8 protein-coding genes are annotated in these 14,765 nt (G+C 67.3%); 3 read left to right on the top strand and 5 right to left on the bottom strand.

Annotated features, from left to right (window positions below):
• Position 1: 1 nt before the first annotated feature.
• A complete protein-coding gene (locus H7F36_RS03300) occupies positions 2-442 on the bottom strand; it encodes a hypothetical protein (protein ID WP_187053329.1) in 441 nt (146 codons plus the stop codon).
• Between the two features lie 380 nt (positions 443-822).
• Here H7F36_RS03300 and H7F36_RS03295 point away from each other — a divergent pair, with 380 nt between their 5' ends.
• From H7F36_RS03295 to H7F36_RS03285, 3 genes are read left to right on the top strand one after another with little or no spacing between them, the layout of a single operon-like run.
• The gene (locus tag H7F36_RS03295; protein WP_261802485.1) at positions 823-2,919 is read left to right on the top strand and encodes a CHAT domain-containing protein; all 2,097 of its coding nucleotides are present in this window, start codon (positions 823-825) and stop codon (positions 2,917-2,919) included.
• Complete coding sequence (locus tag H7F36_RS03290; RefSeq protein WP_187053327.1) at positions 2,916-4,616, top strand: ShlB/FhaC/HecB family hemolysin secretion/activation protein; 1,701 nt, start codon at positions 2,916-2,918, stop codon at positions 4,614-4,616. The genes H7F36_RS03295 and H7F36_RS03290 overlap by 4 nt, the downstream gene beginning before the upstream one ends.
• A gap of 1 nt (position 4,617) precedes the next feature.
• The gene (locus H7F36_RS03285; RefSeq protein WP_187053326.1) at positions 4,618-9,933 is read left to right on the top strand and encodes a beta strand repeat-containing protein; all 5,316 of its coding nucleotides are present in this window, start codon (positions 4,618-4,620) and stop codon (positions 9,931-9,933) included.
• Here H7F36_RS03285 and H7F36_RS03280 read toward each other — a convergent pair.
• From H7F36_RS03280 to H7F36_RS03265, 4 genes are read right to left on the bottom strand one after another with little or no spacing between them, the layout of a single operon-like run.
• Positions 9,930-10,799 (bottom strand): FkbM family methyltransferase, encoded by an 870-nt coding sequence (locus tag H7F36_RS03280; RefSeq protein ID WP_187053325.1) that lies wholly within the window; start codon positions 10,797-10,799, stop codon positions 9,930-9,932. The two genes, H7F36_RS03285 and H7F36_RS03280, sit on opposite strands and share 4 nt — an antisense overlap.
• Entirely contained in the window at positions 10,796-11,572 is a 777-nt protein-coding gene (locus H7F36_RS03275) for a hypothetical protein (protein WP_187053324.1), read from the bottom strand. The genes H7F36_RS03280 and H7F36_RS03275 overlap by 4 nt, the downstream gene beginning before the upstream one ends.
• A 10-nt stretch (positions 11,573-11,582) precedes the next feature.
• On the bottom strand, positions 11,583-13,574 hold the full coding sequence (locus H7F36_RS03270) for an ATP-binding protein (protein WP_187053323.1): 1,992 nt from the start codon (positions 13,572-13,574) through the stop codon (positions 11,583-11,585).
• The gene (locus H7F36_RS03265; RefSeq protein WP_187054781.1) at positions 13,571-14,650 is read right to left on the bottom strand and encodes an ABC transporter substrate binding protein; all 1,080 of its coding nucleotides are present in this window, start codon (positions 14,648-14,650) and stop codon (positions 13,571-13,573) included. Before H7F36_RS03265 ends, H7F36_RS03270 begins: the two co-directional genes overlap by 4 nt.
• Positions 14,651-14,765: the final 115 nt, after the last annotated feature.

Raw genomic sequence — 14,765 nt, 5'->3', positions numbered from 1 at the left:
GTCAATGCGCGAACCTCGCGTCCGACCGACGTTGCGTATCGGGCGCATTGGCCAATGGATCGGTCAGGATGAGCACCGCGCGGTAGGCGGCGCGGCCGGCACCCTTGGCGTCTTCGGCCAGCTGCTTCCAGCTCAGCGCCCGCTCCAGCGGCGTCGGCGCGACAGTCGTGGGCCGCACCAATGCGTTGGTGATTTCCAGCAGGCCACCGACCGAGGTCATGCACAGCTGAATGGCGTCCATCTCGGAACGCGTGATCTCGGTGCCGGCCGCAGCGAATTCGCCCGGTCCGGACTGCTCGCGTACGGCTGCCATTGCATCCTGCAGTGCAAGGGCTGCAGCCTGGATCAACACGCTGGCTTCTTCCCTGGACGCGTTGTCGGCACAGCGGTACTGCATCGGCTTTGTGGTGGCTTCCGAAAGTGGGGCAAAAAGGCAGTCCATGAGCTTCTCCATCAGGTGTCGGCACGCGGTAACCAAAAGGGCTACCGGTGTTGATTAGATTGTTGGACGACTGAAAGGGCGTGACCTTTGAATGCGGGCGGAAACCATTGATTGACGTTTGCTTTCGGCGGTGGATCGCCCGATGCGTGATGAATTGCGTTGAATGCCTCCGCCATCGCGAAGCGATCCACGTCGTCCGACAGGTCACCTCCATAGCCCTTAAGCGCTAGGCCTTCTTGCGAATAGGCGGGTCTTGCACCCCTCCCTAGACTTTCCGGACGAGGTCTGAGAGGCGCGCATTTTCGCGGCGTCGGAGTACCGCCAGCGCGGAACTGAGGGCCGCGCGTGGGGGTCGAATGGAACGGTTTTCAAAGGGTGCAATGGCACTGAATGCGATCGTGGTGATGCTGTGCTTGACGGCATTGCGGCCGGCATCGGCACAGCAAGCTCCCGACGCAGAGGCCGCCGCCAGCAAGCAGGAGCAAGCCCGCCTTGCCGACACCGACACGCTGTTCGCGCTCACCAACGACGGCGCCGTGCTGTACGCCAACGATGCCGTCAAGCTGTCGGGCTATCAATATTGCAGCCAGGCCGTCGCGCTCGCCGAGGCCGGTGAATTCCGGCAAAGCGTGCGGGCCGCCAGCAAGGCGCTGCACCTGGCCAACACCACCAAAGACCCCAACCTGCTGGCCATGGCCAACCGCGATCTGGCCATCGTCTACAGCTACTCCGGTCAGCTCGACAAGGCCGAAGACTTTGCCCGTGAGGCGCTCAAGTACCCGGCGCGCGAACCCAAGCTGGTGGTCGGTCCGGCCAACAAGGTGCTGGGCGATGTGCAGACGCGCCGCGGCGATTATTCGGGGGCGGTGCGCAGCTACGACGTCGCGCTGGCCAACAGCTCCGAGCGCTACATGCCGCTGGTCAAGTCGTCGCTGGTCAACGCGTTGATCGAGTCGGGCGACGCGTTGCGTGCGCGAGAAGTCATCGGCACGCTGGCGCCCGCCAAAGAGCCGTCACTTGCGGCCCAGTTCGACCGTACCCGCGCCCGCTTGCTGCTGGCCGAAAACAAGCCGGCCGAAGCACGAGACTTGTACCGGCAACTGACCACACGCACTGTCGGAACGGACACCGGCTACTACCAGCTCTGGGCATGGGACGGCGTGGCCCGCAGCGAGCTGGCGCTCGGCCAGAAGCAGGCGGCGGCCGATGCCGTCGGCCATGCGCTCGGCGGTGTGGACGCGGTGCGCTCGCGCTTTCGCAGCGAAGAATTCAAGATGGGTTTGTTCTCCGATCTGCAGTCGGTGTTCGAGCGTGCCATCGGCTTGTACAGCGATGTCGGCGATGCACGGCAGGCCTTCGAGGTGAGTGAGCACAGCCGCTCGCGTGCGCTGCTCGACGCGGTGCGCGGCCGTGCCACAGTGTCGGGCGAAGCTGTGGCAACGGTCGACCTCGCGACGCTGCAAAAGACGTTGCGACCGGACGAGCGCGTCGTGCAGTTCCACTCGCTGCCCGACCGTTTGCAGGTGTGGGTGGTGAGCCCGACCGCCATCGTCGAGAAGAGCGTCGCCATTTCGCGCGACGACCTCACCGAAGCGGTCGAGTCGTTTCGTAACTCGGTGGTGCGCGGCCGGCGCGCGGCCATCACGACCGCCGACAAGCTGGGCGCACAACTGCTCGGCCCGCTTGCCTTGCAAGACGGTCAGCGGCTCATCGTGGTGCCGCACGGGCCGCTGCACTATCTGCCGTTCCAGGCGCTGAGGCTCAACGGCCGCTACGTGATCGAGACGCATCCGGTGTCGGTCTCTCCATCGATGAGCATCGCGGTGCAACTCGCGCAACGCAGCCCGCACGTGTCGGCTTCGCTCACCGCTTTCGGCAATCCGCGCATCGATGAAAAGTACGAGTTGCCCGGCGCCGAGATCGAGGTCAAGCAACTGGCGCAACTGTTCCCGCGCAACAACCTCTACATCGGCACCGCCGCCACCAAGACGCAGTTTCGCGATATCGCATCGCGCTCGCCGCTGATGCACGTCGCGGCACATGCCGAGGCCGACCAGATCGATCCGCTCTATTCGCGCATCTTGCTGGCCAACGAAAACGGCAAGCAGAACTTTCTGGAAGCCCACGAAATCCTGGGGCTGCCGATGCAGGGCACTGCGCTCGTCACGCTTTCTGCTTGCGAGTCGGGCCTCGGCCGCATCGCGCAGGGCGACGAGGTGCTCGGCTTCACGCGGTCGTTTCTGTCGGCCGGCACATCGAGTCTCATCGCCTCGCTCTGGCCGGTGTCCGACGACGCCACCGAAGTGCTGATGACAACGCTCTACACCGAGCTCTCTAAAGGCCGTGACGTGCAGCTCGCCATGCAGGCCGGGCAGCTGGCCGTCTTGAAGAACCCGCGCATGTCGCATCCGTTTTTCTGGGCCCCGTTCAACCTGATCGGCAACTGGCGCCTGACGGTCGGAGGAGCCGGAGCATGAAGCGCTCGCCTCTGCTGATTGCGATGTTGCTGGCCTTCGGCGCGCAGCACGCCCCACAAGCACAAGCGGCCGACCCCGGCGTGCCGCTTCTGCCGACCAAGGACCCCTGCGGCAGTTGCGATCGGCCGGTGGCACAGGCCGGTTCCTCTGGTTCGATCGCCAACCCGAACAGCCAGAGCCTGCCCGCTGCGCCCACGCCCACAGTGAACGCCTTCCGCTTGAACGACCTTCGCCTGACCGGCGCGCAGACGCTGTCGGGCGAAGAACTCAAGAGCGTGACGCAGCCCTACATCGGCCGCGACGTGACGCTCGTCGACCTCGAATCATTGGCCCAGGCGATCACCGCGCAATACCGGGCGCGGGGGTACTTTCTGGCGACCGCCATCGTGCCGGTGCAGACGGTGCGTGACGGCGTCGTGGAGATCAGCGTCATCGAAGGGCGACTGGGCAAAGTGGAGGTCAACGTCGCCGCCGACGCGCCGATGAGCGAAGCGCGCGTGCGGGGATTCCTGAGCGGGCTCGCGGTCGGCGAAGCGGTCAATGCACCGGTCTATGAACGAACGATGCTGCTGCTGTCGGACCAGCCCGGCATCCGCGTGTCGTCGGGCTTGCAGGAAGGCACGCAGACCGGCACCACCGATCTGTCCGTCGATGTCGTGCCCGTGCCGCGTTGGGCCTTTACCGCCGAGGCGGATAACCACGGCACGCTCGAATCGGGTCGCTACCGGGTCGGCGGAACGGCACGCTGGCTGAGCCCTTTCGGCATCGGCGACAACCTCGACATGCGGGTGATGGTGTCCAACAGCAATGCGTTGCAGTTTGGCCGTCTCGCGTACGAAGCACCCATCGGCACCAGCGGCCTGCGCGCCGGTATCGGGCTGTCGCGCGTTGCCTACGAGCTGGGCGGAAACTTCGTCGACCTCGATGCCAGGGGCACCGCCAACGTGCTCGATTTCGCGCTCAACTATCCATTGATCCGGCAGCGACAGCAGAACCTCTTCTTGCGGCTCACGGCCGATACCAAAAACCTGACGGACGAGATGCGCGCCGTCGACTTCACATCGAAAAAGAAGGTGCATGGCCTTGGCCTCGGCTGGACATGGGAGCGTCGCGACGATGTGCTCGGCGGCGGCTACTGGGCCAGCTCGGGCACGCTGTACCGTGGCTCGCTGCGCATCGAAGACGAGATCAGCCTGCAAAACGGCGCGAGCAGTGCGGGTCGCCATACCGAGGGCAGTTTCAGCAAGGGGACGTTGCAGTTGTCGCGCCTGCAATCGATCGTCGATCGGCATTCGCTGTACCTGTCGGTGGGCGGTCAAGCCGCTAGCAAGAACCTGGATGCGTCGGAAAAACTGTCGCTCGGCGGCGCCCGTGCCGTGCGGGCTTATTCGTCGTCCGAAGCATTGGTCGACCAGGGTTGGATCGGCACGGTGGAGTGGCGCTGGTCTTTCAACGCCGAGCTGAGTCCGTTCGCTTTCTACGACGCTGCGCGCGGCAAATACGCGCGCAGTCCGACCGCCTTCGACGGGCCGAACAACATCAGCTTGCGCGGCTATGGCCTCGGCGTGTCGTGGGCGCGTTCAGGCAACTTCGCGATCAACGCAACGCTCGCCTGGCGCGACGGCACACGCCCTGCACAGTCCGACGGCGGTGGCCGCAATCCGCGCTTGTTCGTGCAGGCGCAGAAGGTTTTCTGACATGTCCCAAGTTGCATCCCCACTACGTCGCCGCACCCCCCCGGGTGAGCGGGCCGCACGCCATACCGCCTTCGTTTTGCGGCCGCTCGCCTATGCGCTGGTCTGTGCCGGTGCGGTGTCGGCGCAGGCTCAGGTGCCGACCGGATTCGGTCTTGTTCGCGGTGCCGTCAACACGCCGGCTACGGCGGTCAATGGCAATGGAGGGCAGACGATGAACATCACGCAGACCTCTGCGCGGGCCGTCGTCAACTGGACCGGCTTTTCCATTGGCGCGCAGGATCGCGTGCAGATCGAACAGACGCTGGGCAACACCAGCGTGATGCTCAATCGCGTGACAGGGGGCGCCGAGTCGCAAATCATGGGCTCGCTGTCCGCCAACGGGCACGTCTATCTCATCAATCCGAACGGCATCACCTTCGGCAAGGGGTCGTCGGTGAGCGTCGGCGGCCTGGTGGCTTCGACGCTGAACCTCGTGGACGACGCGCAGTTCAGCGGTTTCATGTCGGGCACGTCCAAACAACTGGCGTTCGAGCTTCCGGTGGGCAAGGCCAGCACTGTACTCAATCAGGGGAGCATCACGGCGGCCGATGGCGGCGTCGTGGCGCTGATCGGCGCCCAGGCGCGCAACGAAGGTTCGATCAATGTGGCGCGCGGGTCCATCGGGCTGGCGGCCGGGCAGCGGGTCACGCTCGACTTCGACGGCGACGGCCTCACCAGCTTTCATGTCGACCCGACCGTGTTGGCCGCCAGCGCCAGGGCCGAGAACGCGGCCAGTGGCGTGCTGTCGGCCAACGGTGGTCGCGTGGTCATGGTCGGTGCGTCGAGCGCCGCGGAGACGGTCGTCAATCAGGCGGGCATCGTGCGCGCGCAATCCATCAGCAACCGGGCTGGCGAGATCATTCTTGGAAGCAGTGGCGGCGCGGTCGGCAATGCCATCGTGATATCGGGTGGTCAACTCGACGTGAGCGGTGTCGAGGCCGGAGTGCCGGGCGGCCGCATCGACGTGCGCGCGCCTTTGCTGCGCATTGCCGCCGGCACGTTGAGTGCGGGCGGCGCCACCGCCGGCGGCAGCATCACGACCCAAGCCGCTATCGTCGAAGTCGGCCGCGGCGTCGTGATCGATGCGCACGGTGGCAGCGGCGCCAACGGCAGCTGGACGCTCGACTCGGGTCGCACGCTGGTCGTCACCAAGGCCGACCCGATCCCCGACGCCTCGGTTGCCATCCAGCCTTTCGGCACGTCGAAGCTCGCCGATTCGACGCTGGGGGCCACGATGGGTCGCGCCACCGATGTGGTGCTGACCTCGCACGCGCAGCCGCAGCAGGTCGGCAACTTTGGCGGCGGCGTGCAGTTCGACAACGGCTCGCAAGTCATCAAGACCGAAGGCCGTGCATCGCAGCTGACCGTCAATTCGGATCGAAGCGTTTTCATGGACGCGAATTCGGCGCTGCGCTCGACCGCCGGCGCGCTCAACATCGATTTCAATGCCGACGCCAGCGGCGTGCTGTTGCCCGCCACGCCAGCCGTGACCGACCGCAACGACAACAACCAGCGGGTCGGCAATATCTCCATCTCCGGCACCCGCATCGAAACCGCGGGCGGCAACCTGCGGCTCTACGGGCAGAGCGATGCGGTCAACGGACGCGCACTGGGCGCCACTTCGAGCAGCGGCGGCGGCGTGGTCAACGGCGTCACCATTTCCGACAGCGCCATCTCGACGTGCGCGCAGGCGGGCGGCGCGTGCGGTGGCAGCGGCAGCATCCTGGTGCGCGGGCAAGGCGCGACCGCGGGTGGTACGGGCCAGACCGTGGTGGCGGGGCCGGGCGTGCGCGTCGATGGCGGCAGCTTCGAGACCGGCAGCGGCACCATTTCAATGGACGGCCGCGGCGGGCTGGCGCAAACCGGCGTGACGATCACCGGCCTCTTCGGCGAAGCCTTCACGACACCCTCGTCGTTGCGATCTGCCAGTGGCGACATCACGCTGGTCGGCAGCACCCGAAGCTGGACGGCCGGCGAAACCAGCGGCACGCTGCAAAACGTCAACGGCGGCTCGGGTATCGAACTGGCGCAGGCCGGCATCGCGACCGGCGGCAACGTTCGGCTCGACGGCAGCGGTGCCGACCTCACCGGCCTGATGAACCAGGCGGCCTTTCAGGCGGCTGCGGCCGCAGCCAACAACGGCGCGGGGAGCACGTTCGGTGCATCGAACGGCGTCACGATGGCCGATTCGAGCATCGTCGCAGGGGCAGGCAAGTCGCTCGACCTGCTCGGGACTGCGGGCAGCCGCGGCTTCACGGTCACCGGCAACAAGGCGCCGGTGCTCACGCTCGATGCCAACGACGCCTTCGGTGTGGTGGTTCGCGCCAACGCGTCCAACGGCCTTCAGGCCGAAGGCGGGCGCATCACGATCAACGGTCGCGGCAGCGATGTGGCGTTGGCGCAATTCGGTGCCGATGCAGGACCGACCTTCGGCATCCAGCCGCCCGGCGAATCGATTCTGGGCGCGCAGCCACGCACCCTCCTGTCGACGCGCAGCCAGACCATGGCGGGCGGCAACATCGCGATCAGCGGACGCAACGTGGTGATCGCCGGCAGCGGCACCGCGGCGGTCATCGACAGTGGCGGCGCCGGGCAATCGGGAAACATCGCTGTCACCGGCACTGCCGTCGCCGGCGTCAACGCCAGCGGCATCGTGGTGATCGGCGACACGGTCGAGCTGAACGCAAGCGCGACGTCGGCCGTCGGCAATGCCGGTCGCATCGACGTGGTCGGCGACAAGTCGCTCTATGCGAACGGCCGCCTTTCGGCGCGGGGCGGTTCGGCAGGCGGCAATGGTGGCCGCATCGAAACCTCGGCGCCCGCGTTGCAACTGCAAGGGATTCGTGTGGACGGATCGGCGCCGGCTGGCCAGGCCGGAAGTTGGGTGATCGACCCGGTGGATGTCACCATCGCCCACGGCGCTGCCGCAGGCACGCTGCCGACCAATCCATTTGTGCCGCTCGTTGCATCGACCGTGCAGGACGGCGACATCAACTTCGCGCTCGACAACAACACCGGCGTGACCATCACCACCGGCACGCCGGCGCCGACCACGATCGGCAACGTCACCTTCGGCCTCAATACCGTCATCCAGCGCACCAGCGCAGGTGCGCCGGTGAAGTTCGAGATCGATGCCAACGCGGGCATCTCGGCCTTCAACCCGACGGTGATCCAGTCGACCGGCGGTTCGCTGGACGTGGTGCTCAGTGCCGGCCTGGGCGGCGTCGGCGGCAACGTCAACTACAGCGGACAGATCACCACCAACGGCGGCAGCGTGTCGATGACCGGTACCAGCCTGTTCGCTACTTGCGGCGTGTGCCTGACCAACGCGAAGGTCGACACCCGTGTCGGGCAAAGCGATGCCAATGCAGGCGGCGCGGTGCAACTGATCGGCACACGCAACCCGGGGACTTACTTCTTCCTGGCGCCGGCGGTCGTCGGTCTCACGGGCTCGACGATCCAGAGCGCAACCGGTGACGTCACGCTGTCGGGCATCAGCAATGCCACTGGCACCGGCGTGCAACTGATCTCCAACTTCAACGGGACGAACAGCAGCATTTCCACCACCAGCGGCGCCATCCGGATCACGGGCGTCGGGAACTCCTTGTCGGGCAGCGGTGCGCCCACGGCAGGGCACGGCGTCGAGATCAACGGCGCCACCGTCCAAAGCGTCAGCGGCAACATCAGCGTGCACGGCCTGCGTGCGGTGCAGACGCCCGACTCGCCTGTCGGCAACGGTGTTCGCATCGTCAATGGCGGTAGCGTCACCACGCTGGGCGCGGGCAACATCGAAATCACCGGCGAGTCGCAGATCGCGGATGCCGGCATCTTTATTCAAGGGCCCACCGGCACAGGCATTCCCATTCCTGCATCTCGCGTGGCGGGCGGCGGCAACGTGGTGCTTCGCGCCGCGAGCGGCGGTACGGCCGATGCACTGGCCGTCGGCGGCGCCGTCAACGCCGGCGGCGTGCTCGACCTCCGACCCGGTGGCGTCGATGCCGGAGGCAATGCCGGTGACCGCATCGCCAACCCGATCACGCTGGGCGGGACGGCGGCCAACGGCTTCGCGGTCAGCGCCGACGAACTGACGCGCATCACAGCCGGTTCGATCGTGGTCGGCAGCAATACGCAGGCCGGCAACATCGACGTGGTCGGGTCGCTGGCCATGGTGTCGCCGCTCACGCTGCAGAACGGTGGCGGCGGCAACATCACGCTCGGCGCATCGGTCAGCGCGCCGCAGCTCGGCCTCTTGAGTGCCGGCAACATCACGCAGTCGGCTGGCGCCGGGATCGCCGCGGGCACGCTGCTGGCGCGTTCGTCCGGTGGCAATGTGCTGCTCTCGTCCGCGGCCAACGATGTCGGCGTGGTGGCGGGCGGCGCTGCCGGACGCTTCGACTACACCGACGTCAACGCGGTCACGCTCGGCAACGCGTCGGTCATCGGCTTCGATGCAGCGTCGAATACGCCGCAGGTGGTCACCGCAGGTTCGATGGCGGCCGATACGGTGTTCGTGCGCACGCTGGGCGGCGACCTCTCGCTCAACACCAATGTGACGAGCGGCAGCGGTGCCGATCTCGTGGCTGCTTCGCGGTTCCAGAACCTGGCGGCCGACACCATCGCCGGTGCACCGTGGCGGGTGTGGGCCCAGACGTGGATCGGCGAGACACGCAACGGACTGAGTGGCTCCGGGCCTCTGCCCAATCTCTACCACTGCGCGTACCTCGGGTTGTGCAGCGTGAGTGTGACGCCGGGCGACAACCATTTCATCTATGCGCAGCAGCCGACGGCCACGGTCGTTGTCGGCAATGCCACCCGACCGGGCGGCTTGCCGAATCCGCCGTTCATCTACAGCCTGACCGGGTTGATATTGGGCGATACCGGATCGAGTTTTGGCGGAGCGTTGTCGTCGCCCGCCAACGCGTCGAGCCCGCCAGGCGCGTACCCGATCAACGGCGCCTTTGCGTCGACCGCAGGTTATGCGGTCAACGTGGTGCCGGGCCAGCTCAACGTCGGTGCAGTGCCTGCATCGCCGTTATTCGTTCTCCCTCAACTGTCTCAGTTGCCCAAGCCCGATGTGCTGCGCGAGATGCCCGACAGCTGGATCTACGACCGCAATATCGGCGCGCCGCCGATCTGCTTTGCCACCGGGCCGCTGGATGGCGAGCGCGCACAGCAAGGCGGCGACGTGCTCGCCAGCGAATGGTCTCGCGTGCGCTCCCGGCCCAACCTCACGAGTTGCGTCGACGCCGAGCGGCGCAACGGCTGTTCGGACTTCTAGGGGCCGAGGTCTGCGGGGTCGGGTGCGGCCAGCAGCGCGGCATAGGCCTGCTGCGCGCCAGCCTGCAGCGTGCCGCGCTGTTCCAGCAACGCGACGCAGCGCAGCGCCAGGTCGAAAGAGCCATAGCAGCTGTGCGCGATGGCGGCGAGCTGGCGCAACTGCGCATCGCTCATGGCGTCCGGGCGCGTGAGATCGCGCACGTAGACGATGTCGGCCTCCAGCAGTTGACGCAACCCGCGGCCGCCGTCGCCGGGCACCACCGCCGGTGCGATCGGTGCCTGCTTGATCTGGTCGTAGCAATGCGGCATGAAGCCCTGGTGGCGCAGTTCTCCATCGATCTCGCCGAAGGGCGGCTGGCCCTTGTACAGCGTGACGAACGAGACTTCGGTGTGCACCGCGACCGCTTCCCGCAGCTTCGTGCGGCCACCCTGCAGCACCGCGAGTTCGCTGCCCTGCACGTCGAGCTTGATGAGGTCGATGTGCGTGATGGTGTCGAGTGCATCGAGGCGGTGGGTCTGTATGGACACCCGCTGCAGCACCTCGGCCAGCGGCTGCAGCCCGGTGAAAAGCGCGAGTGCCGCAGGGTCGGGTTCGAACAGGCTGGTCATGCCGCTGCCCCGACAAATCTGCAGCGAGTGGACGGCGCCGTCGCCCAGTGCGTAGGGCAGATAGCGCGCCAGCGGACCCTTGGTCGCCTGCAGCGTGTCGAACGCATCGGCTTGCGGTTCGAAGCCGGTCACGCGGCACCGGCCAGCCGCCAGCATCGACGCATAGGGCGGCTCGCCGTCGATCGGGTTGGCGCCGACGTCGACGACCTCGGTCAGTCGCGTCGGCGCGATCAGCGCGTAGATGCCGGTGTTGTTCATGGGTGCGACAGGTAGCGCGCGAAGTTGCCGGTGTAGGTGCGCTGTCCGTGGTGCGCGAGGTTCGATTGCGTGTCGATGAATACCTGTCCGCCCGCGGCACGCCAGCGCCGACAGAATGCGAAGTCTTCGCTGAGGTAGCGGCCGCCGTCCGGCTCTTGCATCGTGTCGAAGAAGCGGTAGTGTGGCCAGCCGGCTTCGGCTGGGTCGTCTCCCGCATCGGGGGTGTAGCGCAGCTCGAAAAAATGCGACGCCATGCGATCGAACACGCGGCGCTCGATCAGCATGAACCCGGTCGGTGCCTCCGCCACTTCGACAAAACCATCGGCATCGGCCGCGTGCGTTCCGGCCAATGCATTGACCGGAAAGCGTGCGTAGCGGGCCTCGAAATCTGCGCGTGTGCTGCCCGCAGGCAAGGCCGATTCGAGCCCTGCGTCGGGCCAGCCATCGCGCTTCTGCGGATAGATGCCCGCCACCACATCGCGTCCCGACAGCAGCAGCCGCAATGCCGCCTGCGGATCGAAGCCGATGTCGGCGTCGATCCAGAAAAGATGCGTCCAGCGCGTGTCGGCCATGAACTCGGCGACGAGCCGATTGCGGGCGCGGGTGACGAGGCTGTCGCCATCCAGAAATCGCGTCTGCATCGACATGCCGTGCGTCCATGCGGTGTTGACCAGCCCGAGCAGGCTGCGCACGTAGACCGAGGTCAGCACGCCGCCGTAGTTGGGCGTTGCGACGAACGGGCGAATGTCTTTCAGCGCGGTGAGATCGAGCATCGGCGAATTGTCATGCTGTCTTCTGCCGACGTGTCGACAGCAACGCCCGCAGTTTGGCCGGCGCCACCGGCTTGGTCAGCAGCATGACGCCACCTTGCCGTAGCCGCTGCAGCGCCTCCGGCCCGGTGGCGCCCGACACCAGCACCGCCAGCGCATCAGGCTGCAGCTTGCGCGCCGCTTCGATGACGGTCATGCCGTCTTCCTCGCCTGCCAGTTGCAGGTCGCACAGCAGCACGTCGAAGCGCACGCCGGGCTCGCCGAGCAGCACCACTGCTTCGCCGAACGTCGCGGCCAAGTTCACCTGGCAACCCCATTGCTCCAGCAGCATGCGGCTGCTTTCGAGGATGGCCGGATCGTCGTCGACCACCAGGCAACGCAGGTGCGCCAATGCCGACGGCGCGACCGGCTGCGGTATTGGCGGCGCGACATCGGCGAGCCGGGCTTCGGGCAGGTCGAGGCTGAAGGTGCTGCCGTTCTGCAAGGCAGAGCGCACCGCGATGCGGGTGCCGAGCAGGCGGGCGATGCGTGCGCAAATCGCCAGCCCGAGTCCGAAGCCCTGGCGACGGTCGCGCTCGGTGTTCGCGACTTGGTAGAACTCTTCGAAGATGCGGCTTTGGTGGATCGGCGCGATACCGACGCCGTTGTCGCGCACCTCGATGCGCACTGCGCCTCCGCGGCGTCGCGCCATCACCAGCACCGTGCCGTCGAGCGGCGCATGCCGCACCGCGTTGCTCACGAGGTTGCCGACGATGCGCAGCAGCAATGCAGGGTCGCTGCGCACCGCCAGATCGTGATCGCGCCAGACCAGCCGCACGCGCGCTTCGCTGGCTTGCGATGCGTGCTGCGCTTCGAGCTGATCGAACAGCATCGCGAGCGACACGGCGGTGATGGCGGGCGTCAACACCTGTGCATCGAGCCGCGAAATTTCGAGCAGGTCGTCGAGCAGCACGCCCATGAATTCGGTGCTCTCCTGCAAACGCTGCACGGCCGGCCGCTGCGCCGGCGTGGCGGTCGGCATCAGACCATCGATGAAGAGGCCCATCGCGTGCAGTGGTTGCCGCAGATCGTGGCTCGCCGCAGCCAGAAAACGTGCGCGCGACAACGCTGCTTGCTCGGCCTCGGCCATGCGCTGCAGTGCCACGGCGGTGGCTTCGCGCACGCGCTCCTCGCTGACCTGGTGGTTGCGCTGCAGCCGCTCGGCGAGCCGGTTGATGTCGTGCGCCAGGTTGGCGACTTCGTGCGTGCCGCGAGGCACCGACTGGGCGCCTTGCTCGTCCTCCGTCGCGCCGCGTCCGACGACGTCGCAACGCGCATCGAAGTTACCGGCTTCGAGTGCCGCCACCGTGCGCGACACGCGGCGCAATGGCGATGCCACCGCCCGTGCCATGTGCCGCACCGACGCCCATGCCGCCAGCAACGCCACCAGCGCGATGCCAACGCCGGCCATCAGCGAGCGCGTGCGTTCGCGGCCGTATTCGGTGGTGTCGCGAAAGGTCTGCACCACGCCGATGGGCGCGTCGCCTGCGGCCGTCGAGCCCTCGGGCGCGAAGGCGCTGGCACGCGAGGCTTCGCGCACCGTAACGGGTGCGGTGAACATGCGCAGCCGCTCCATCGGCGCGGTGCTTGAACCAGCGGTGACGAAGACGCCAGCGCTGTTGCTGATCTCGATGCGCACCACCTGGCCGCCGCGCAATGCCGCGTTGGCCACGTTCTGCAGGGCCGGCACATCGCCCGCGTACAGGCTCAGGTCGGACATGGCCGCGACCTGTCGTGCCACCGCCTGGCCTTCGGCATCGAAAGCGCTTTCGAGCGTGCGCAAGCGACTGTGGGTGAACCACGTGGTGAGTGCGATGGCGACCGCGGCGCACGGCACCACGCCGAGTCGGATCAGGTCTCGCTGCAGATTGCCTTGCACGACGAGTGGACGGCTATGCAAACGCGACGCTTGCGCCGCAGCGGCCACCGGCGCGGAGTGCGCTGCACCCGGGCTCGGCGCGGTCATCGAACGGCAGTCAACCGGTCGGTCAGCTCCCGCTCGTCCGGCACGCGCAAGTTGAGCCCGCGCGCCACCGTCGAGTTGACGCGTACCGTGGCCGGCGTCGCGGCTTCGACCAGCACGCCGGCTGCGTTGGTGCCCGCACCGTTACCGCCAGCGCCGCTCGCCAGCTTCAGGCCCATGGTGCGCGCCTGCATCGCCAATTGCGATGGCGTCGACACCGCGGCGGCCAGGCCACCGGAGCGCACCAGACCTTCGTTGGCGCCGAACACCGGGAGCCCCGCACCGGCGCCCGCGTGCAGCACCGCGAGCGTCGCGGCCTGGCTGTCGCCGATGAGGTCGGGCAGCACCATCAGCGCATCGTTGCGCGTCAGAACCGCACGCAGCGCGGCGCCGAGCGACCTGGCATCGGGCGCGTATTCGATCTGCAGGTCCCAGCCCTGCGCGGCGCGCTGCAGTTCGCGCAGCAGCGGCTCCGACTCGGCCGTGGCAACGACACCGAGCCGCCGCTTGCCAGGCAATACCGCATCGACCAGCACCAGCTGATCGGCCATGGCCGGGTCGCGCAGCAGCACGCCGACGCGGCGGTCGGGCCGCTTGAATGAGGGGCTGGTTTTCAGGCCTTCGTAGTCGAGCCGCGTCAGCATCACGAGCAGCAAGGGCTCATGGCCGGGCCGCTCGATGGCCGCGCGTGCGGCGCTCGGGCCGACGGCCATGGTGATGCTGGTGTCGGCGGGAACGATTGGGCTCGCGGCAGCGCTGGCGCGCATGCTGCGGGTTCGCACGCCGGTCACGACGCTGCGCTCTTCATCAGCGATGGCGGTCGAGGCGGCGGAGGCAGTCGACAGGTCGGCGCCGCCGTTCGACATTCGCACCACGTCGAAGCGGCTGTTGGGGTCGCGCGCATCTCGCGTCTCGCGCAACTGCCGCAAGAACTCGGTGTGCGGCGCGGTCTCGTCGGCTATCAGCACCGTCAGCCCGCCGGCGTGCGCACCCCCGCCGAACAATGCGGCGCCCACAGAGGCAACGCCGACGCCGGCGCGCAACGCACGCAGAAGCGTCCTGAGGTGATTCGCAAACATGGGCAGCACGATGCAGCTCAATGTACGGACCCGGCTCATTTCACGCGATAAGGCAGAAGGCCGGTGTCGCGTGTCCAACGGTGGCGCCGCGATGTCGGGCGGCAACGGGTCGCGG

The organism is Variovorax sp. PAMC28562 (assembly GCF_014303735.1).
Lineage (GTDB): Bacteria > Pseudomonadota > Gammaproteobacteria > Burkholderiales > Burkholderiaceae_C > Variovorax.
The sequence above is the reverse complement of the archived record's forward strand: the minus strand, read 5'-3'. Positions and strand labels throughout refer to the sequence as shown.